The 21,637-nt window shown below is 58.7% G+C and carries 16 protein-coding genes and 3 pseudogenes; 13 read left to right on the top strand and 6 right to left on the bottom strand.

Features of this window, described 5'->3' with window-relative positions:
- Positions 1 to 82: 82 nt before the first annotated feature.
- The 4 genes from BMW74_RS17985 to BMW74_RS17970 are packed head-to-tail and all read right to left on the bottom strand — an operon-like array spanning position 83 to position 5,710.
- Positions 83 to 1,531, bottom strand: a complete 1,449-nt coding sequence (locus tag BMW74_RS17985) for a curlin (protein ID WP_093424499.1) — start codon at positions 1,529 to 1,531, stop codon at positions 83 to 85.
- Positions 1,532 to 1,558: 27 nt separating this feature from the next.
- On the bottom strand, positions 1,559 to 2,020 hold the full coding sequence (locus BMW74_RS17980) for a curlin (protein WP_093424497.1): 462 nt from the start codon (positions 2,018 to 2,020) through the stop codon (positions 1,559 to 1,561).
- 58 nt (positions 2,021 to 2,078) lie between these two features.
- A complete protein-coding gene (locus BMW74_RS17975) occupies positions 2,079 to 4,328 on the bottom strand; it encodes an Ig-like domain-containing protein (protein ID WP_093424494.1) in 2,250 nt (749 codons plus the stop codon).
- A gap of 35 nt (positions 4,329 to 4,363) precedes the next feature.
- Positions 4,364 to 5,710, bottom strand: a complete 1,347-nt coding sequence (locus BMW74_RS17970) for a hypothetical protein (protein WP_093424492.1) — start codon at positions 5,708 to 5,710, stop codon at positions 4,364 to 4,366.
- Positions 5,711 to 5,990: 280 nt separating this feature from the next.
- On the opposite strand from BMW74_RS17970, the gene BMW74_RS17965 reads away from it, so the two are divergent.
- From BMW74_RS17965 to BMW74_RS17945, 5 genes are all read left to right on the top strand, one after another.
- Positions 5,991 to 7,466: a sensor histidine kinase gene (locus tag BMW74_RS17965; protein ID WP_093424489.1), complete on the top strand. Its 1,476-nt coding sequence runs from the start codon at positions 5,991 to 5,993 to the stop codon at positions 7,464 to 7,466.
- A 159-nt stretch (positions 7,467 to 7,625) separates the two neighbouring features.
- Positions 7,626 to 10,415 (top strand): multicopper oxidase domain-containing protein, encoded by a 2,790-nt coding sequence (locus tag BMW74_RS17960; RefSeq protein ID WP_093424487.1) that lies wholly within the window; start codon positions 7,626 to 7,628, stop codon positions 10,413 to 10,415.
- Entirely contained in the window at positions 10,412 to 11,443 is a 1,032-nt protein-coding gene (locus BMW74_RS17955) for an SCO family protein (protein ID WP_093424484.1), read from the top strand. Before BMW74_RS17960 ends, BMW74_RS17955 begins: the two co-directional genes overlap by 4 nt.
- Positions 11,444 to 11,598: 155 nt before the next feature.
- Entirely contained in the window at positions 11,599 to 13,035 is a 1,437-nt protein-coding gene (locus tag BMW74_RS17950; protein WP_256562606.1) for a sensor histidine kinase, read from the top strand.
- Positions 13,004 to 14,431: a sigma-54-dependent transcriptional regulator gene (locus BMW74_RS17945; protein WP_093424477.1), complete on the top strand. Its 1,428-nt coding sequence runs from the start codon at positions 13,004 to 13,006 to the stop codon at positions 14,429 to 14,431. Before BMW74_RS17950 ends, BMW74_RS17945 begins: the two co-directional genes overlap by 32 nt.
- A gap of 6 nt (positions 14,432 to 14,437) precedes the next feature.
- Here the strand turns inward: BMW74_RS17945 and BMW74_RS17940 are convergent, their stop codons facing one another.
- Positions 14,438 to 14,821 (bottom strand): hypothetical protein, encoded by a 384-nt coding sequence (locus BMW74_RS17940; RefSeq protein WP_093424475.1) that lies wholly within the window; start codon positions 14,819 to 14,821, stop codon positions 14,438 to 14,440.
- Between the two features lie 419 nt (positions 14,822 to 15,240).
- Between BMW74_RS17940 and moaC the strand changes: the two genes are divergently transcribed.
- The 8 genes and pseudogenes from moaC (at position 15,241) to BMW74_RS17890 (ending at position 21,100) form a co-directional block, all read left to right on the top strand.
- Positions 15,241 to 15,726, top strand: coding sequence for a cyclic pyranopterin monophosphate synthase MoaC (gene moaC / locus BMW74_RS17935; RefSeq protein WP_093424472.1), 486 nt, complete (start codon positions 15,241 to 15,243; stop codon positions 15,724 to 15,726).
- A complete protein-coding gene (locus BMW74_RS17930) occupies positions 15,723 to 15,968 on the top strand; it encodes a MoaD/ThiS family protein (RefSeq protein WP_093424469.1) in 246 nt (81 codons plus the stop codon). Before moaC ends, BMW74_RS17930 begins: the two co-directional genes overlap by 4 nt.
- 4 nt (positions 15,969 to 15,972) lie before the next feature.
- Positions 15,973 to 16,419, top strand: coding sequence for a molybdopterin synthase catalytic subunit MoaE (moaE, locus tag BMW74_RS17925; protein WP_093424642.1), 447 nt, complete (start codon positions 15,973 to 15,975; stop codon positions 16,417 to 16,419).
- 330 nt (positions 16,420 to 16,749) lie between these two features.
- Complete coding sequence (locus BMW74_RS17915) at positions 16,750 to 18,138, top strand: oxygen-independent coproporphyrinogen III oxidase (RefSeq protein WP_093424466.1); 1,389 nt, start codon at positions 16,750 to 16,752, stop codon at positions 18,136 to 18,138.
- Positions 18,122 to 19,510, top strand: coding sequence for an oxygen-independent coproporphyrinogen III oxidase (gene hemN, locus BMW74_RS17910; RefSeq protein WP_093424463.1), 1,389 nt, complete (start codon positions 18,122 to 18,124; stop codon positions 19,508 to 19,510). The genes BMW74_RS17915 and hemN overlap by 17 nt, the downstream gene beginning before the upstream one ends.
- 108 nt (positions 19,511 to 19,618) lie before the next feature.
- Positions 19,619 to 19,884: pseudogene (locus BMW74_RS25520) on the top strand (regulatory protein NosR); the annotation flags it as partial.
- Positions 19,885 to 19,936: 52 nt separating this feature from the next.
- Positions 19,937 to 20,075: pseudogene (locus BMW74_RS17900) on the top strand (hypothetical protein); the annotation flags it as partial.
- Between the two features lie 281 nt (positions 20,076 to 20,356).
- The gene (locus tag BMW74_RS17890; RefSeq protein ID WP_093424640.1) at positions 20,357 to 21,100 is read left to right on the top strand and encodes an SDR family NAD(P)-dependent oxidoreductase; all 744 of its coding nucleotides are present in this window, start codon (positions 20,357 to 20,359) and stop codon (positions 21,098 to 21,100) included.
- Between the two features lie 6 nt (positions 21,101 to 21,106).
- Here the strand turns inward: BMW74_RS17890 and BMW74_RS17885 are convergent.
- A pseudogene (locus BMW74_RS17885) lies at positions 21,107 to 21,469 on the bottom strand (cytochrome D1 domain-containing protein); the annotation flags it as partial.
- Positions 21,470 to 21,637: the final 168 nt, after the last annotated feature.

The raw sequence follows: 21,637 nt of genomic DNA, 5'->3' as shown, positions 1-21,637 counted from the left end.
CTTCGTGTGAGTCAGCCCAAAAAATCGGCGCAAAAAAACCGCGGCCTGTCTGAAAGCACCGCGGTTTATATCGGCCTCGGGCTTACTGCTGCAACACAGTCGCCTGGTTGGCCGAACCGTACTGTTGCACAATCGCCATTTGCGTCACGCCACTCTGGTCGACGCTGGCTATGTTGCCTGTCCCACCCTGCGTCACATACGCCACGTTCATTGTGTCTGCCTGCTTGACGGTGATCTGGTTGTCACTGCCATACAACTGCGTGGTAAATGCCTGGTTGCCGCTGCCGGACTGTTCGAACTCGGTGCTGTTGCCGGTGCCGTTGGACGAACCCAGGGCCAGGTTGGTGGTCCCGCGCTGGTCGGCGATCAGGATGTTGTCGCTGCCGTTCTGCTCGAAATACAACTCGTTGAAGTTGTCGGCCTGACTCACGATGGTTTGGTTGCCGACGCCCGACTGATGGGTCGTCATGATGTGGCCAACACCCTCCTGGGTGAAGTTGGCCGCGTTGGCGGTACCGCTCTGGTTAATCGTCGCACGCTGGTTGCTGCCAAACTGGCCTCCTGCTTGCGGGCCTTTCCAGTTGCTGGCGTAGACCTTGTTCTCGTTACCCAGTGAGGTGGCCGTGAGCACGTGATTTTCACCGGCCTGATAGGTGAAGTGCACGTTGCCTGTGCCTTGCTGGTACAGCGCCAGGCTCGAGCCGACCGCTTCGAATTGGTCGGCGTAGATGGCATTGACATCGCCCACCTGCAGCACCTGGGCAACGTTGTTCTGGCCAAAGCTTTGGTCAACCACGGTTTCGTTGGTCTGGCCGTACTGATTGATGGTGGTCTGGCTGGCGGTCTGGGTGTCTTGCCAGACTTCGGTGCCGTTGTAATCGCCGAACTGGTTGATTGTCAGGTTGCCTCCTACGCCGTTGCGCTGATCGCCGTAGGCATAGTTGCCTTCGCCAGACTGCTGGATATCGATCTGGCCAGCCGTGTGAAATATCTGTTCAGCGGTGCCGTAGTTGAGGTTGCCGTACTGAGTGATCACGGCATTGTTGGCGATGCCCGGGTCAATCTGCTCGATGTAGGCTTCGTTGCCGTCACCAAACTGTAACGTCTTGCCGGAGGTGCCGTCCTGAGTGTCCTGATAAATGAACGAAAAGTTGCCGGTCCCTTGCTGCAGTTGCTCCGCTACGTTGCCACCTGCGCCGACTGACTGGCTGGCGTGGCTGATGTTGAAAACGCCGAACTGTTGCTGAGTGATGGTGCTGGCGTTCTCGAACAGTTGTTCCGCGTAACCGGCGTTGTAATCGCCAGACTGATGCTGGTCGATGGCGCCGGTGGCGTTGTCCTGCACGGCGGCCGCATCATTGCCCTCGCCAAACTGCAGCTGGGTGGCGGTGCTGAACGAGGCTTGGCTCTGTTTCACAGCGGCGATGTTTGCCGTACCGGACTGGTTTTGGGTGGACAGGCTGTCGTCAGCCATGGACTGGGCACTAACAATGACCAGGATGGCGGCGGTGAGGGGCGTCAATTTAAACATGATGAAACCTCCAGGTAGTGCAGTGCTTTAGCGATATTGTTTGACTGAAACGCTCATGCCATTACCCGATTGGTTGACGGCGCTTTGTAGCCCCGCACCCGCCTGGTCAATGGTGGCGTCGTTGTTATTGCCGTTCTGGGATATCTGTGCGCGGTTGTGGCTGCCGGCCTGGGTGATGCCGGCACTGTTGCCACTCCCTTGTTGAGTGATCGTCGCCATCAGGTCGTTGCCATGTTGCAGGATGTAGGCTTCCTGATTGCTGCCCGACTGGACGATGGTGCCCAGCATTGACTGGCCGTTCTGTTGCACCCGCGCGACATTGGCCTGTCCGCTCTGATCGATCAGCGCTTGTTGGCCAACAGGCGCGGGTAACTCGCCGAGGTCAGTGGCGGCCCCGAGGTCATCGTTTTCCATCAAATCGTCAGCCCGCACGCCCGTGCTGCTGAAAATCGTCAGCAGGCAGAGCAGGGCGGCGCTCGCAGTGTTCATGGTAGGGTCCTTTGGCAGGAGACCGGCCCCATCAGCGCAAGGCTGATGGGGCGCGGGCTCAGTTCGCGGTCACCGACACTGTGCGTACGGTGCCTTGGGACGAGGTAATGGTTGCGGTGGGGTTCGCCGACGGTACCACTGTGGTGGTGTTGTTCACCGTCAGGCGCCAGCGTCCGGTCACCGGCACCGTGGTACTGCCCAGGGTGACCAGTCCTGTCGGCGTGGAAACCTGGAGGGTGATGGTGTTGCCGGTGATCACCGACGAGGTGCCTGCAAAGTCCCAGGTGAAGCGATTGTTGGAGCGTGCCGAGACGGTTGCGGTGGTGACCGTAAAGGTTTCAGCCGCCGGCCTTGGCGAGACTTGCACGGTGACCGTGGCAGGCGCGGTCGAGAGGGCACCGAAGCTGTCCCGTGCGACGTAGGTGAAGGTTGTGGTGAAGGCTGCTGTCACCGTAGCGGGAGGGGTGTACGTGAGAACCGTGCCGTTGCTGCTGACCGTGCCGCGACCCGCCGCAGGTTGAGTGAAGCTGGCGACTGCCAGCGGTACGTTGCCTTCCGGATCAGTGTCGTTGGCCAGCACATTGATTGGAATGGAAACACCCAGGGTCGCCACGGCATCGTTGACCGCCACCGGTGGCTGGTTCGGCGTCACCGTGATGGTCACGGTGGCGGCAACGGTCGAGGCGAGGCCTTTGGCGTCCTGTGCCTTGTAGGTGAACGTGGTGGTCAGCGGTGCATTGACCACCGCCGGTGGGGTGTAGACCACCGCGGTACTCCCACTCAAACTCACCGTGCCTTGCCCGGTGGCCGGTTGGGTCAATGAAGTGATGCTCAGGGGCGTGTTGCCATCCGGGTCACTATCGTTGGCCAGTACGTTGAGAGTGATGGGTACGCCGAAGCTGGTGCTGCCCGTGTCGGCAATGGCCACCGGCGGCTGGTTCGCGCCTATGTCCGGGGCCGTCCCGACCACCACGACGGCTTCGGTATCACGACCACCTGCTGCGGATATGACCGTGACACTGGCCGGTGGCTGCGACAGGTCCGCGACAGTGATTTTTTGCAACGTGCCGTTTTTCGACAGTCGCCCGTAGCCTTGCGCAACCATGTCAGGAATGGCCACTTCATCGGTTGACGTCGCCTCGATCAGCAGGCTGCTGGTGGCCCAGTTGTAGCGCGCGGTCTGGATTTTCACCAGATCAGTGAGCTTGCTCGACACCGCTGTCGGGCGTGTCGTACCGGCCGGGTTGGTGGCGGTCACCACGATCACTGGCGGCACGGCACCGTTAAGCAGGTGTTCGCCGAAGTAAAGACCGTTGTTATCGCCAGTCAGGTTGATCTGACAAGGTGACAACGGTGGGCCGGGGACCAGGGCAATGGATTCGCGCCAGCACAGGTCCGAACTGTTCTGGGCCTGGGCAAACACTTCGACCCGAGTGTTGCTGCCGCTGCCGGCGGGCGTCCGCCGATACGTTGCGCGGGCAATCTCCACCGGTGTTTGCGCACGACTGTCGAGCACCTTGCCGGCAACCGTGAAGAGGCTGGTCTGGATGCTGCCCGTCGGGCCAGTGATACGTACGAAGTTGGTGTTGTAGGGGCTGCCGGTGACGAGTTCAGTCAGGTTGGGGTCACCGATAAAGCTTTCGATAGCCCCCGTGTCTGGGTTCACTTCGGTATAAGGCCCGTTGAGGCTGCGCAGGAAGGGACCGATGGCACCGTTTACGGCTCCACTGAAGTTGCCTGGAGCACCGATGCCGATGTCTCGGGTAATGTTGATTGCCCGGCGCCCGGAGGTGGTCACGTTGACCGTTTCCACACCGTACGGGTGGGTGATGGTATAGACCCCCGCCGTGGGGACTGAGACTCTGATGCGGATTCGCGCGAAGCTTTGCTGATCGCCATCCACCGGGTTTCCCGAGGCAAAGGCGGCCTCTATCCCGGCCACGTAGGCGTCCAGTTCAAAGCCGCTGTTACCCACAGCGGGAATGCTGGTCTCGGCCAGGAACCAGAACGCTTCAGGCGGCCAGTTATCCGGGAAAACCATCGGCTGGGTGTCGTCGTAGATCCCCGGCTCCGGCAGCAGCGTGCACATATAGGCCGGTGGCACGCTGGCCGGTACCCGCGAACTCGCCGCCCGCGACTGGCACAGTTCCATCGAGAGCAGGTTATTGTCCTGATACCAAATGGGGAATTTCCCCGTGGCAAAGGTGTAGGGGCCCGGGTCGACGGCAGCGAGTTGCGCGAAGGCGCTGCCGGACAGCGATAGAGTCAGTCCCAGGGCGTTGAGCGCCAGGCGTGGCCAATTGTTCATGATGCCTCCTGATGAGGATCTGGGCATGTGAGCGTTCATTGCACAATGACCACTTCTTCGGTATCGCTGCCGCCGTTGGATGACGTCACGCGGACTTTGGCCGGTGGAATCGGCGAGATACCAGTGGCCAGACTTTTCACCGCACCGTCACCACTCAATGCACCGATGGCGGTACCACTGTCGGATGTTGCGGTCAGCACCGGCGGCGAGGTTTCATCGCTGGTCGAGGCCACGAGCGTCAGTTGCCCGGAGCTCAGGCTGTACTCGGCACGCTGGATCACCACCAGGTCGGTCAGGGCCATGGGCAAGGTGGTCGGCGTGCTGCTGGCAATCGCCAGATGATTGTCGGCGGTGACTTGCAAGGTGCTCGGCAAGCTCGGGTTGATCGAACTCTGGGCATACCAGCTACCCGTGGTGTCGGCCTCGGTCAGGTCCAGCGCGGGTGAGTTGCTGGTCAGCGCGACAGTGGCCGGAGGCGGTGGCGCCAGGACAAACACGTCCTGCTGAGCGACGGGCGCGCTATCACCCGCTTTACGCGAGTAGGTGCTGCGCTGAATGATCAGGGGGGTCGGGCGTACCACGGCCGACAACTTGCCCGAGATTGCGAACACCGTGCTGCGCAAGTCCAGACCGCCAGGCCCTTCAATGCGAATGAAGTTGGTGTTGAACGGGCTGCCGGTCACTGCTTCGTTGAGGTTTGGATCACCGATGAATTGCTCGGCGCTACCGCTGACCGGGTTGGTTTCGGTATAGGGTCCGTTGACGCTGCGCAGGAACGGGCCGATATCGCCTTTGAGGGCGCCATCGTAGGTTTTCGGCGCGCCGATGCCGATGTCCCGTGTCATGTTGATCGCTCGGCGTCCGGGGGTGTCGATCTTGAACACCTCGACACCGTAAGGGTGGGTGATGATGTACGTGCCGGCAGTGGGCACATCGACGCGAATCCGCACGCGGGCAAAGCTGATCTGATCACCTTCGATCGGCTCTCCGGCGGAAAATGCTGCTTCGATGGCTGAGCCGTAGGCGAGGTTGATGCCTCGGCCAGCATCGACTATGGCGGCATCAGCCGTGAACCAGAATGCTTCATCAGGGAAGTTGGTGGGAAACACCACCGGTTGTGCGTCATCAAACACTCCGGGGGTCGGCAGCAGGTTGCACATGTAAGTAGGTGCTCCCGGCGCGCCTGGCACTCTGGAGCTCACCGCCTTGGACAGGCACAAGTCGAGGGTTCGGCCATGGCTGTCCTGATACCAGGCCGCGAAGCCTCCGTTGGCAGGTGTGTAAGGCCCGGGATCGACGGCAAACAGCGCCGCCTGAGCGATACCTTGGGCCAGTGCGCTGACGACTAGAACCACCGTCGTTTTGGACAGTAAAGGGTGCATGTGTATTCCCTCTATTGGAGACCTGCCCCTCGGAGGTGGGCCAGTTGGGAGGGTTTTGGCAAGTTCCGTACCAATTGCAGGCGGTAGCCCTGGGAGCCACGGACTGAGTGGCCCGTAGCGTGTCGGACCGGCTACGAGCCGATCCGCCCAGCGGGCGTCTGCCCCCACAGTTGGGTGGGGTGGGGCCAGCGGGGGGCGGGTTGGGGAACCGTACCCGGAGTCGGGCAAACGCCGGCAAGTGGGCTATAACCTTAGAGGGGAACCGTCGGAAACAATGTCAATGAGCGTGCTGACTAAAACACTTCGGACCGACCAGACAGATGATCGCCCGGGGTCACGTAAACCGCCGTTTAATCTGCTGCGCTGGTTCTCGATGATCAGCCTGGCGGTGATTGCTACAGTGGCGGTGGCTCTAGGTGCCGTCTCGACACAATTCGTGATTGACGAGAGCGTGCACCGTGATGCGTTGTTGACCTCTCAGTTCCTCAAGGCCATTGCCTCGGCTGAAGTGCGCCATGTCTCGATCCCCAACGTGAGGACCATGGGCGAATTGCTCGACCCGCGTCATGACCGGGACTTTCCTGACGTTGACCCTCAGGCCCGCGCCAGTGCACGGGGTGAATTTCTCGACCATATCGAGCACTTGCCGGACGTGATACTGGCGAACATCTACGCCACTGACCGCAGCGTGATTTGGTCGACCAATCCGGCCTTGATCGGCACGACGATCCACACCGATGAAGACCTGGATAAGGCCTTCAGCTCCAAAATGCCGGTGTCGGCCAGATACCACAGTGTCGACGAAGGCCGCATGGAGCAGAAGTTTGTCGTACCACCGAAATACATCTTTATTGAAAACTACATTCCCTTGTTCGATGCCGATGGCGACAAGGTCACGGCGATGATCGAGATCTATAAGGAGCCCAATGACCTGATCGACCGCATGGCCCGTGGCTTGCTGCTGATCTGGCTCGCCACGGCCGTGGGCGCAGGGCTGATTTACCTGGGGATGTACTGGATAATGCGCCGCGCCGCGATACTGCTTGAGGCACAGCAGAAACAGCTGGTCACCAACGAAACCTTTGTCGCTCTGGGCGAAATGTCCTCGGCCGTGGCCCACAGTTTGCGCAACCCTTTGGCAACCATTCGTTCCAGTGCCGAACTGGCGCTGGAGTTCGACAGTGGCGCTGCGCACAAGCACATCAACGACATTGTTGGCCAGGTCGACCGGATGTCGAAGTGGGTTCGCGAGCTGCTGCAATCCTTGCGTCCACTCAGCGAGCAGGCCGAACCGGTCAATCTGGTCGCTGCGCTGTATGACAGCCTGGTGGCTTTCGAGCAGCAGATTGCCAGGGCTTCGATCCGGGTAGAGTTCGAGCCGCAATACACACCGCTGGTACTGAGCCAGCCGATGCCGTTGAGCCAGATTCTCGGCAGTGTGTTGTCCAATGCTCTGGAGGCCATGGACAAGGGCGGCACCTTGACGATCCTCCTGGACTCAAGCGATGCGCACAGTGTCAGTGTCGTGTTGGGTGATAACGGCAGAGGCATGAACGAAGAGCAACGCAGCATGGCTTTTCGTCCGTTTTTCACCACCAAACAGGGCGGACTTGGGGTCGGCCTGGCACTGGTCAAACAGGTCATGGAGCGCTTCGGCGGCTCGGCGAGCTTGCAGAGTCTCGAGGGGAAGGGCACCTGCGTTCATTTATCATTCAAGTTGGTCCCCCGCAAATCGGGGGTGAACTTTCCCCGTTAGCGGGTGTCGTTCCCCAGCCATCTTTCCTGGTCATGGCTGAATGGAACCGTTAAGTAATTGAATTTAAATATGTTAATTTCATTGTAAGTATTTACTACAATCTGGCGAGGTCTTTGCTTTACCCCCATTACCCCCTTCAAAACTTCGAGGCGGCTGGTGATGGACAGAACAGAGCGACCCCCCTTCGTGTGGTTTGGCGTCCTGCTGACAATGTTGCTGGGCTCAACGCTGGTGCGCGCCAGCCCCATTGACGACGAGCGACAGCCTGAGCCTTCGGACCCCTCGGCTTACTACAATGAGCCGGAAGATAAACCGGCAGCCTTGAATGCGATCTTGAGCATGCCGGAAGCCAACCTGGATTCCTTTGACCTGCCCGATGGCGCCAAAGGTAATCGTGACACCATACGTCAGGAGAACATCCTGCCGCCGACCGTCCAGACCAACTTCAATTACCCCACCAATGGCAAACCGAGCCCGCTATTCGGCGCCCAACCGTTTACCCAGCAGTTGCTGCTGTTCGAAGAGTTTGGTCCGGAAAAGCTCGATCCGACCACACCGGCTGCACCGCTGGGATTTCCACCGGCGGCCATTGGCCCGTTGCCACAACAAGACCCCACCAGCACCGCACGCAGTGCACCGCCGGGTGCGGCACTCGATGCCTTCTTGCGCCAACCGGGGCTGACACCGTTCCCCAGCCAGTTTTCCAACATTGTGGATCGCAATCCGTGGCAGGCGCAGATCGAGTATTTTCTCAACCGCCGCATTGGCTCCTCTGCCGAAGGGCGTCCGCCAGGCAAGGGTTGGTCTCATCAACGCTGGAATGAGTTTTACCCACAACTGGCCTACAAGACCGTACAGACTGGAGCCCGAACCAATGGTGGTCTAAGGGACAGCCGGCAGATGCATGGTTATGCGCTAGGTGAATTCGGTCCCGGCGGTCTCTATCACAACGTTGCCGGCGTTCCGGTAACCGATGGCACGGCCAGGGGGGTCGATGCACGCTTCCACCCGAGCATGCCCGTGCAGAATCACAACTCGGTCTGGACCTTCGACGGCACCTTGCCACCCAAACTATTGATGGTGCGCTACGGGCAGCCCGTGCTGATGCGCCATTACAACGGTTTGCCGATTGACCCGTCGGCCAACATGGGGTTTGGCCTGCACACCATCAGCACCCATGAGCACAACGGTCACGCACCTGCGGAAAGCGACGGCTATGCCAACGCGTTTTTCTTCCCCGGGCAATATTATGACTATCGCTGGCCAATTCAACTGGCCGGATACGACAGCATCAACACGGACGCACATGATCCACGCGCGGCGTTCCCGTGTTCGCCTGGTGAAACCCTGTGGACCAACGACACTAACCCGAGCCGCAAGACCTGCGAAAACGGCACGATCAAGATCCGCGGCGACTGGCGCGAAACCATGAGCACTCACTGGTTCCACGACCACATGCTCGATTTCACCGCGCAGAACGTCTACAAGGGCAACGCGGCGATGATGAACTACTACAGCGCCCTGGACCGCGGCAACGAGTCGGTCAACGATGGTGTCAACCTACGCTTTCCCAGTGGTAGCGCACTGGCCTGGGGCAACCGCGACTACGACGTCAACCTGGTGCTTGCCGACAAGGCCTGGGATCAGAACGGCCAACTGTGGTTCAACCCGTTCAACACCGATGGCTTTATCGGCGATCAAATGCTGGTGAACTGGCAGTGGAAGCCGGCCCTCGACGTGCGCGCGCGCAGCTACCGGCTGCGCATCCTCAACGGCTCAGTGTCGCGCTACTACAAGCTGGCTATGGTGCGTGAAGTCAAAGGCTCCAGTGGCGAGTTTCAGGGGCCCAAAGGCTCCGGGGTGTCCTATGCCCGTGTGCCGTTCCACATGATCGCCAACGACGGCAACATCATGGAACACAGCGTGCCTTTCGATGGCTCCATGGACCTGGATGCCGACGGCGACAAGCAAAATCACAACGCAATCCTACCGACCCAGGGCATCGCCGAGCGCTTCGACATCATCGTCAATTTCTCGAAGAACGGTATCAAGCCCGGGGACAAGCTGTTCCTGGTCAACCTGCTGGTGCATGACGATGGCAAGGGCCCGAAAGAGCCCGTGCCACTTGGCGATGTGCTTTCGGAGAAATACCTGGCCGTGATCAAGCCGTCGAGCAAAGGCCCGCAGTGGGACAAGGGTGATCCGGCGGTCGGCAAGGTGTTGCAGTTCAACGTCAAGGCCTACACCGGCCAGGATCTGGCCATGGACCCGGCTGCCTACGAGCCCGCCAAACCGGGCAAGGCTGAAGGGCTGGTGATGATCCCGCTCAAATTGCACCGCGACAATGCGGCCGACAAGGCGCTGTTGGCGAAGGCCCGCCACCGCACATTCATATTCGGCCGCTCCGACGGCACCGACGAAGCGCCGTGGACTGTCAAGACCGATGGCGGTTTCGGCTTCCACATGGACCCGCGGCGGCTCAATGCTTCGGCCCAGTTGGCCAGCGGTCCCACCGATGCGGGCACAGCCGGGTTCGGCACGCTGGAAGTATGGAATATCAAGGCCGGCGGCAAGGGCTGGAGCCATCCGGTGCATGTGCACTTCGAGGAAGGCATCATCCTCAGTCGCGGCGGCAAGACTCCACCGGAATGGGAAAAGTGGGCTCGAAAGGATGTGTACCGTATCGGCTCGGAAAGCGATGGGCTGGACAGCGTCGAGATGGCGATCAACTTCCGTGAGTTTGCCGGCACCTACATGGAGCATTGTCACAACACCCAGCATGAGGACAATTCCATGCTGTTGCGTTGGGACATTGAGAAGCCGGGGCAATTCCAGTTGATGCCGACTCCTCTGCCAAGTTGGGATGGCGTGCGCTATGTCAATTCGGCCGCATTGCCTACCTTCCGCAATGGCGATGGCTTTGGTCCCCAGGTACAGGTGACCAAATGAGCCGCCGGTTAGCCGATAATTTCCTGCATGCGCCGCGCTTACGCGCTTCGGGGATGCTCCTGGTGTTGCTGTTGGTCATCTACCTGCTCGGCGCTCAGATGTGGGTCACCCACAAGGTCGAGCCGTCACCGATCAGCGAACAAGCGACACCCTGGGGTGGCGACTATTTCCCCAATACCCTACTGACCAATCAGGACGGCCAGCAGATGCATTTTTTCGATGACCTGATCAAGGGCAAGGTGGTGGTGATCAACTTTATCTTCACCACTTGCAGCGACTCCTGCCCGCTGGAAACGGCGCGTCTTCGCCAAGTGCAGAAACTGCTGGGTGACCGGGTCGGCAAGGACATTTTTTTCTACTCCATCAGTATCGACCCGTTGAGTGATACGCCCGAAGTGTTGAAGGTTTATGCGCAACGTTTCAAGGTCGGCCCAGGCTGGCAATTTCTCACGGGAGAATTCGAAGCGGTCACTGAGCTGCGGCACAAGCTCGGGTTGTTTATTGAAGGTGTCGACAATGGTCGGACCAAGGACCATAACCTCAGTTTGATCGTAGGCAACCAGGAAACCGGCCGCTGGATGAAGGCCTCGCCCTTTGAAAGTCCATGGATTCTGGCCGATCAATTGGCCAACACCTTGCAGAACTGGAAGCAGCCCAGCCTTGAAGAAAGTTATGCCAATGCTCCGCAAATTCGACCGCCGAGCAACGGCGAGGAGCTGTTTCGTACCCGTTGCGCCTCATGCCACAGCCTCGGCCCGCAGGACGGGCAGGGCATCGGTATGCGCAATATCGGCCCCGACCTGATCGGTGTGACTCGCCAGCGCTCGCCTGCGTGGCTGAGCCGCTGGATCCGCGAGCCGGACCGTATGCTGGCGGAAAAGGATCCTATTGCGCTGGAACTGTTCGAGCGTTACGAAAAAATCTCGATGCCCAACCTGCGACTGGATGAAAGTTCGGCACAGGCAATCATCGGTTTTCTGCAGCAAGAGACGGATCGCCAGCACCCACTGGCAATAAAAAAGCAGTAGCGGCTAAATACCATCAGTGTTGTCGCTCGTATTGATCATTGCCGCCTACACTGATCCGAACCGCTTATACAAAAGCTGAAAGCAGCCACCGGGGGACATCCATGCCGTTACTCGAACCTCCCGAAAAGGTCTCCGACTCGGCGTTACTCCAGCGTATGGGCTCGCGAGGGCAATTCAACCTGTTGCGCTGGTTTTCTGCAGGCAGCTTTCTGATCATCGCGGCAGTCGCCTTTGGGTTGGGCTACATTTCCACGCGCTTTGTGGTCAAGGAGAGTATTGAACGGGATTCGATTCTGACCGCCCAGTTCATCCAGGCCATTGGCGCGGCCGAGATCCGGCACGCCTCGATTACGCCCAACCACACCATGGGCGAAATGCTCGATCCTCGCATGGACAACGCTTATCCGGACGTTCCCCCTGCGACCCGAGCGGCTGCGCGTATCGAGTTTCTCGACCACGTGGAGCACCTGCCGGATCTCCTCCTGGCCACCGTTTATGCGCTTGATCGCACGGTGGTCTGGTCGACCAATCCAGAACTCATCGGCGTGCGTATCGAGAACGACGATGAACTGGATCAATCCTTTGAAATGAAGGAGGCGGTGTCCACCAGCTACCATGAAATTGATGATGAACGTCCTGAGCAGCGACTGCTGCGCGAGCCCCTGTACCTGTTTGTCGAAAACTACATCCCGATGTTCAACGCCGACAAAAGCCACGTCATCGCCATGGTAGAAATCTATAAGGAGCCTGCGGATCTGGTGGCACGTATCCAGCGCGGCTTCAAGAGTATCTGGCTGGCAACGCTCATGGGTGGACTCATGATCTACCTGGCGTTGTTCTGGATCGTACGGCGCGCCGCCCGCTTACTGGAAAGTCAGCAAAAACAGCTGATAGCCAACGAAACCTTCGTCGCGCTGGGGGAGATGTCTTCAGCCATTGCCCACAGTTTGCGCAATCCACTGGCGACCATCCGGTCAAGCGCCGAACTGGCGCTTGACATCGCAAGCCAGAGTGCGCAGAAAAACATCGGTGACATTATCAGCCAGGTCGACCGCATGTCACGTTGGGTCCGTGAGCTTCTGGTGTCCTTGCGTCCGGCCAACGATGAGTCAGAAGCGGTGGATCTGGTGTTGGCACTTGAAGACACCCTGAGCGCCTTTGAGGCACAGATTCAACGTTCCAACGTCGAAGTGCACTTCAGTGCGCCGGCGGTTGAGTCTGTCGTCAGCCAGCAAGTGCTGCTCACGCAAATTCTCAATAGCCTGTTTGCCAATGCCCTGGAAGCCATGCCCAAGGGCGGCGTGTTGACGATCGAGATCGAGTCGCCGCAGCGGGGGCAACTGAGCATGACCCTCAGCGATACGGGTAAAGGCATGAGCCCACAGCAACAACAGATGGTCTTCAAGCCATTTTTTACCACCAAGCAAGGCGGGTTGGGCGTCGGCCTGGCGTTGGTTAAAAGAATAATGGAGCGTTTCGAAGGCTCGGTCGAACTGACCAGCCGAGAACAGGAAGGAACCCGCGTGCGACTCACTTTCAAAGTGGCAACGGGAGAGGAATATGGAGCACAGCATACTGCTAGTCGAGGATGACGAACTTCTCGCCGAGAATATTCAGACCTACCTGGAACGCAAGAACTTCGAGGTGACGGTCTGCCATTCGGCTGAAGATGCATTGGAGCAATTGACTGCCTTCACTCCAGACGTCGTGCTAACCGACAACTCGCTGCCGGGCATGAGCGGGCATGATCTGATTCAGAAGCTGCGCGTCAGTGCGCCTGATCTGAAGGTGATCATGATGACCGGTTACGGCAACGTCGAGGATGCGGTGATCGCCATGAAGGAGGGCGCTTTTCACTATGTCACCAAGCCGGTGGCCTTGCCCGAGCTCAAGTTGCTGTTGGACAAGGCCCTGGCCACTGACCGAATGGAGCGCACCCTGTCATTTTATCAGGAGCGTGAAGCCCAAAAATCGGGGGTTCAGGCGCTGATTGGCGAATCTGCGCCCATGCAATATCTCAAGAGCACCATTGCCCAGTTGCTCAACGCTGAGCGGCGCATGGACAACACTGACCTGCCGCCCGTGCTGGTGGAAGGCGAGACCGGAACCGGCAAGGAACTGGTGGCACGGGCGCTGCACTTCGACGGGCCGCGCAGCAAAGGCCCGTTCATTGAGTTCAACTGCGCGTCGATTCCGTCCAACCTGGTGGAATCTGAACTGTTTGGTCACGAGAAAGGCGCCTTCACCGACGCAAAGGATCGCCGTGTCGGACTGGTCGAAGCGGCCGATGGCGGCACACTTTTTCTCGACGAAGTAGGGGAGATGGACCTGCTACTGCAAGCCAAACTGCTCAAGCTGCTCGAAGACCGGACCATCCGCCGCGTGGGCTCTGTCAAGGAGCGCAAGGTCGATCTTCGCGTGATCAGCGCCACCAACTGCAACCTCGAACAGATGGTTCAGCAGGGAAAATTCCGTCGGGATCTGTTCTTTCGCCTGCGCATTATTTCGATCAAGGTCCCGCGGCTGCATGCACGAGGTCAGGATATTCTGTTGTTGGCGCGGCATTTCCTTGCCAGCCATGGCAAGCGCTATGGTAAACCGCACCTGCATTTCAGCGAACAGGCCGAAGGATTGCTGCTCAGCTACAGCTGGCCCGGCAATGTGCGTGAACTGCGCAACATGCTTGAGCAAACCGTGTTGCTTGCTCAGAGCGATACTATCGCCGCACATCAACTGAACGTTTGCCTGAGCCTGGTGGATGACCTACCGGCGCTGCAGGACGTGCAGCCACACGAGCCTCGGCCGATGTATAACGACAGCGAGTCGATGAACTTGCCAGAAGTTGAGCGCGACATGGTGCGCAAGATGCTCGACAAGACTGATTGGAACGTCACCAAGTCTGCGCGGTTGCTGGGCTTGAGCCGGGACATGCTGCGTTATCGAATCGAAAAACTCGGCCTCGAACGCCCAGACAAACGCCAGTGGTGAGTAGGTTTATAGCGCGGGCTCCTGGCGGCTGAGGCAGGCGAGCAGGCAGGTCGGGCTGAAGACCTCTTGGTTTACATAAACGCCGCGTACCGAATCGTAGGATCGGATGAACACACGAACAGTGGCGTCTGCGACGGTCGGTAGACGGGAGTCGGAAAATCCATGATCAGTGGCAATCGGGATGAAGGTTCTCGGTGCGACCGGGATGTAAGATCCTGGCGGTATAGTGCTTAGAGAAGGTGGCGCCGGGTGGGCAAAAGGCTGATCCGCCCCGTAATAGTTGAACTCGCTGTTGGATGTGTTCGTCTGCATCTGAGCGTCGTCAGCCCTGACACCTGTGGTGGCGGTCAAGCAGAGCGCTAGTAAAAGCGGCGGATCGATACGTTTCATGGCTGTACCTGCGAACAAGCGACTAATGCATTTCCCCAAGGTGATTAATTATACCTGTCGGTAGCCCAGTTGCAGACTCAACGACAATGGTCTCCCTTGGTAACCATTAGAAATGAGAATCTAACAACGTTAAATCGGGGGGTTGTAGGTGAGGTTGGTTCATTAGAAGTGAAAAGTTCAGCGCATTAGATTTGAGAATTAGCCCAAGCATTTCGTCAGAATCGAGGTCGACCAGCAGATGAGCGTAAGCTTCTAGATCTGAATGGCCTGGTTGGGCCGTCCGCCGTCCAAGTGATAACCGTTACGCAAGGTTGTAGGAGTGGCTTGTTTGGATCACTTGATTGAAGTCAACCGCATGAGTTGGCTTGCTCTGTATTCTGCGTAGCAACCGATAACTGGAAGGGCAAGGTTTTTTGCTTATGACTGAATTAACGCTGACTCACCTCGACTCACGGGGGCGCGCGTGCATGGTCGATGTCACGGATAAAAGCGTGACCTCCCGAGAAGCCGCGGCGGAGGCATGGGTGCATATGCTTGCCGAAACCCGACAACTGATTGCCAGTGGCACCCACCCTAAAGGTGATGTGTTTGCGGTCGCGCGGATTGCTGGCATCCAGGCGGCCAAGCACACGAGCGAGTTGATCCCGCTCTGTCATCCGCTGCTTTTAAGCAGCGTTAACGTCGAGTTGAGTTTTGAAGGTGACCAACGTGTACGCATTGTTTCCCGGTGCAAGTTGTCCGGGCAAACCGGTGTCGAGATGGAGGCGCTGACCGCCGTCACTGTGGCGGCCCTGACCCTTTACGACATGTGCAAGGCCGTGGACCGGGGCATGAGTATCGAATCGGTGAGGTTGTTGGAGAAGCGCGGCGGCAAAAGTGGTGAATATCAGGCGCCGAGACAATGAAGCTGAATATTTTGTATTTTTCGCGGTACCGCGAAACGCTGGGCCTTGTCGATGAAACGATCGAAGGTGAATTCACTTCCGTCGATCAATTACGCGCTTACCTGGTAAACCGTTCTGGTGTCTGGCGGGTACTGGCCGAACAGAACCTCATGTGTGCTCGCAATCAAGAGATGTGTGGGCTCGATGAACCGTTGAGAGACGGTGATGAGGTGGGGTTTTTCCCCACCGTAACGGGTGGGTGAATCGATGATTCGAGTACAGGCAGACCGCTTCGATCCCGGCACCGAAATCAACACTCTGCAGGCTTTGAGCCTGAATGTCGGCGCCGTGGTGAGCTTTGTCGGGTATGTACGTGACACCAGCGTCGGACAAACTGTTGCGGGGATGTTTCTTGAACATTACCCCGGTATGACCGAAAAAGTGCTGGGCAAGATCGCCGACGAAGCACGGCAGCGCTGGCCGTTACTGGGACTGGTGCTGATCCATCGAATCGGAGAGTTGCAACCGGGAGAGCCCATTGTCTTTGTCGGCATCAGCAGCAGTCATCGTCAAGCGGCGTTTGATGCCTGTGCGTTTGTAATGGATTACCTGAAAACTCGCGCGCCATTCTGGAAGAAAGAGCAGGTGGCCGAGAGTTCCCATTGGGTCGAGGCTCGCGACAGTGATCGCGCGGCGGTGCAACGATGGGACTGATGATTCCCCGCCGTGAGTGAATCGTGTCGAGCTGAAATGAGAGCGAGAATCCCATGCTCTATCCGCTGTTTTAGACGTAGCATCTGTTTGCCGCGCTGATTTTTATCGGCACGGTGTTCTTCGAAGTCCTGTTTCTGGAACGTATCCGCAAACAGCTCCCCAACCAAGGTCATGCTGCTGGCCAAGGGCATGTTTTATCTGACGTGGTGATTCGACGTGTCCGCTGATCGGGTGCGAAACGAGCACTTTGGTCATGCTTGATGTAAATCAAGGACCATTGAGCGCCAGCCCCCGACACTGGTGGTCCGCAGCCAGTCTCGGAGACCTGTCATGCTCAATCTATTTCACCAGCCCGGCGAGCTTAACGCTCGGTGCGATCAAGGCGTGCTCGACCCCAACTGCCATGTCGAGACCAACAAGTTCCATGACGGCATCGGTTCTCTGGATCTGCTTCGGGCTTTGCGCAGCAGTCGCCAGAGGCGTCGTCCGTTGTCCCTGAGCGTGCAACTGCCTTCTAGCCTGGGGGGGCCTGCCTTGTGTTCCCCTCGCGATATTTCATGCGGGCACAGTGGTGTCGAGCGCTATCTGCAGCGTCTGCAACATGAAATTGACCTGGTTGGTTGTCATCTGGGAACGGGCCAGCGGGTCGAGCAGTTTCATTTGGGGGGCGGAACACCCGCCATCGCCCACCTGAGCCGGCTGATGAGTCACCTTCGTGGCCGATTCAACTTTCTTGGCCATGAATGCGGTGAGTACAGCGTTGAGGTCGACCTTCATCACACCGATTGGTCGACCATGGGCGTGCTACGTGAACTGGGGTTCAACCATGTCAGCATCGGCGTTCCGGACATCGGTGCCGACAGTGGGATGTCGGTGGACTGCTACCAGAACCCGGCACCTATCCATTCGCTGATCGATGCCGCCCGGACCTTTGGTTATCGCTCCATCAATGTCGATCTGGGGTATGGCCATGCCTGGCAGACACCGGAAAGTTTCGCGCTGAAATTGGCCACCCTCATAGAACTGGAACCGGACCGGCTGCTGGTGTTTGATTATGCGCGGCCACCCCAACGCTATCGGTTGATGTCCACCGACACCCTCAGGGCGTTTTCCAGCGAGGACGATAAAGGCGCAATGCGCCAGATCTGCTTTGAACAGTTACTCGGCGCCAGTTATCACTACATCGGTATGGGGCAGTTTGTCCGGCCCGACGACGATCTGGCGATTGCTCAGGAGCGCGGTCGACTGCGTCGCAATTGTGAGGGGTTTACCCGTTACGGGTATTGCGACCAGATCGGCTTCGGTTTGGGCGCTATCAGTCAGATCGACGATTTGTATGCGCAAAACACCGACGACCTGGAGCAGTATCAGCGGCACCTGGACATGGACCAATTACCGACAAGTCGCGGTTGGCGCTGCGAGGCCGGCGATCAGGTCCGACACTTGGTCATGGAACGCCTGGCGTGTGATCTGGAACTGGATATCCAGGCCATCGAGACGCGTTATGGGCTGGTTTTTCGCCAGTACTTTTATGCCGCCTGGCCTGTGCTGGAGCAATTGACCCGTGACGGGTTGATTGAACTGTCGGACCGTTTCATCAGTATTCTTCCGGCCGGTCGGCCGCATGTAGATGCCATCTGCAATGTGTTTGAAAAGGATGCAGGCGGTGTGGGGCATGAACCCCCTTGCGAGTGGATGGATCATGACGACTTCATTTGATTTCAATCGCGCCCTGGTCGAAAAGTACGACCGTCCCGGCCCGCGCTATACCTCTTACCCGACCGCGCCGCAGTTTCATAAGGCGTTCGCCGTCGATGACTATCAGCGTGCGGCTTGCGACAGCAACCAGGCGCTGACACCCAAAGCGCTGTCGGTGTACATCCACATCCCGTTCTGCAAGAGCCTTTGTTACTACTGCGCCTGCAACAAAATCATCACTCAAAAAAAAACCCGCGCCGTCGAATACCTGACGTACCTCAAGCGCGAAATCGCGATGCAGGCAGCCTTGTTCGACAGCACGCGCAAGCTGACGCAACTGCACTTGGGCGGGGGCACGCCGACCTATTTGACCAGCGAACAGTTGGCGGACCTGATGGATTGTCTGCACCAGGCCTTCGACATGGACGACAGCGATGACCATGAGTTTTCTATCGAGGTCGATCCGCGCACCATCAGCCCCGAACAGATCCAGTCGCTGCGCCAGTTAGGCTTCAATCGCCTGAGTTTCGGCGTGCAGGACTTCGACCCCAACGTGCAGGCGGCGGTCAATCGCCAGCAAAGTGAAGAGCAGATTTATGCCTTGGTCGCCGCAGCGCGCCGGGCGCAATTTAAGTCGATCAGCGTCGACCTGATTTACGGCCTGCCCCTGCAAACGGTGCAGAGTTTCGATGTCACCCTTGGCAAAATCATTGAGTTGCTTCCGGATCGAATTGCTGCCTACAGCTACGCTCATTTGCCGGAACTGGTGCGCGCGCAACGCTTGATTCGCCGCGAGGACATGCCGCCAGCGGAGCGCAAGCTTGAGTTGCTGGAACTGACCATCCGCCGTCTGACCCAGGCCGGTTATGTCTATATCGGTATGGATCACTTTGCCTTGCCGGACGATGAGCTGGCACTGGCCCGCACCCACGGCACCCTGCAACGCAATTTCCAGGGATACTCAACCCATGCCGACTGCGATTTGATCGGTCTGGGGGTGTCGTCGATCGGCAAGGTCGGCGACAGCTACAGCCAGAGCGTCAAGGAGCTTTCGCAGTACTACGCGCGCATCGATCAAGGCTTGTTACCGGTGCATCGCGGTTACCGTTTGAACGCCGATGACCTGCTGCGCCGTGATGTGATCAGCGAACTGATGTGTCACGGCCGGATCGATTTCGGCAAGTTCGAGGCTGGACATGGCATTTGTTTCACCGAATATTTTGCCGACGCGCTGGCGCAGTTGGACGAGCATGTGTGTGACGGACTGCTGGAGATTCACTACGACCAATTGCTGCTGTTGCCCCAAGGGCATTTGATGATGCGCAGCGTCGCCATGGCGTTTGACGCCTACCTGTGTGACGCACAGAAAGGTCAGTTTTCCCGCACTGTTTGAGGCTTATGGCTGCTCTGGCACAAGGATTTTAGCGAGTTGATTTCAATCAGGGGCAGGGCGCGCAACGCTCCCTAACATGAGCGCAGCCCCCTTGAAATCAGCGAACTCATGACAATCCATCCGCCCGCGATACATGGCACCCGGCACGCCTGGAGCGTCGGGCTGGTGATGTGTTACTGCTGCTGATCGCCGTGTTCGCGACCGTGCAGGCCATGTCCTACGGTGACATTGAGTAGCAGCGTATCGACAAGACGTTTCCCGTCACCGATACGGTTTTCGCGCCCGAAGACCGGTACAAGGTGCGCACGCTATCCGCTGCCGGCAAGGTCATCAGTTATGCGTTCCAGAGCCTGGACGTGGTGGATATTCCGGCCTAACCGTGAGTCATGGATGGCGGCGGTCAAGGATGCGCAAGCGAAAATCTATGTCGGCGCCGGCGAGCCGACGAGTACTACGGCTTCTGGAGCGGCGGCCATCAGGGCGAAGTGCGGATCATTGGCATCCCGTCGATGCCGAGCTGTTGCGTATTCCGGTGTTCAACGTCGACTCGGTCACCGGTTGGGGGGGGCTGATCCTGGCGCCGGCGACGCTGATCAGCTTCGGCCGCGCGATGCTGGCGATTGTCTGCCGAAAAACTGGCCATCGAGCAGGGTGGTCGCGTACTGCGCTTCAGCGATATCGATCGGAGCGTGCTCCAGCAACCGGCTATGTCCCACGCGACTCATTGAGCCGGTACGCCTTCGAAAAAAATCTGATCGCCGTCAAGTCGGTATTTGCGCACTTGTTCCAAGATAGGGGCCCGTAATGTCCCCAGTGCTTGGCATCGACGATGCCCAGGAGAACATGATGTACACCGAGTTCCAGGATCGTTTGGCCGTGATCACCGGCGCCAGTTCCGGGATTGGCCTGGCCTTGTGCGCCGCGCTTTTGCCGCGCGGGGTCAAGGTGCTGGCGATGTCACGGACCGTCGGTGAATTGCCGACCTTGCAGCAGATCTACGGCGACCGACTGCAGTGGTGCGCCGGCGACGTCACCTGTCAGGACGACCTGCGCAGCCTGGCCGAGCGCGCGTCGGCGCTGGGCCCCGTGGATTATCTGGTGCCCAACGCGGGGATCGCCGAAATGGCCAACAGCCTTGACATGCCTGCCTTCCAGCGCCAGTGGGCAGTCAACGGTGCCGGGGCGCTGAACACCTTGGCGGCGTTGCGCGGGACGCTGGCCAGTCCGGCGTCGGTGGTGTTTATCGGAAGTTTCCTGACCGGCTCGAGCTTCCCCGGCCTGGCAGCCTGCATCGCCAGCAAGGCTGCGCTCACGGCTCAGGCGCGTACCTTGGCGGTGGAGTTCGCGCGCTTTGATGTGCGCATCAACCTAGTCTCCCCCGGACCGACCGCGACCTCGATGTGGAACCACCTGGGCTTGAACGAAGAGGAGCTTGGCGACGTCGCCAACACCCTTGGCAAACGGCTATTGCCCGGCCATTTTCTCGATGCCTCGGCGGTAGCCAACGTGATTGTCTTTCAACTGTCCCAAGGTGCCCGGGGTGTTTACGGTCAGGACTGGAAAGTCGATAACGGTTACACCTTGGGCTGACCAAACATCTCGCCCAATCACCAGCAGATAGCGGCCCGACGCGGAGATTCGCGAGATGTGCACCGCATAACCGGTCTCGATTAGCTTACGGTTGCCGCGAGACTGGGTAATGTCCGGCGTTAAGGGTTTACCGGTGGCCCCTTTGCGCGGAACACCGTGGCAACCGGCGCAGCGCTGGAAATATATTTCCTTGGACGCGTCGAACTCGGCCCGGCGCAGGTCAGGCGCACCGGCGGTTTTCACCATGGGCGGGTTGGCTGCCACCGTGGCAGATTCGTCAGCGCTGGCGACCTGACTCATCGCCGGGGCTAGCGCCGAACAGAGTGTGGCGACAGTCAGGACAAACGTATTTCTATTGCTGATCAGCATTCTATCTCTCCTCAGGCAAGACCTTTGCGATGTGCTGGAACGGCAGCGCAGAACGCAGGTTCTTAGTGCGCTGCAAGCGCTATGCCCGAGCGGACCACTGCTCGCTTGACGGCGATCAAGTTTGCCGGTCATGTCACTTGCCAGGTTGTCGCAGGCGCCCTTAGCGTG

Source organism: Pseudomonas sp. ok272 (assembly GCF_900109995.1).
Taxonomy (GTDB): domain Bacteria; phylum Pseudomonadota; class Gammaproteobacteria; order Pseudomonadales; family Pseudomonadaceae; genus Aquipseudomonas.
The sequence above is the reverse complement of the archived record's forward strand: the minus strand, read 5'-3'. Positions and strand labels throughout refer to the sequence as shown.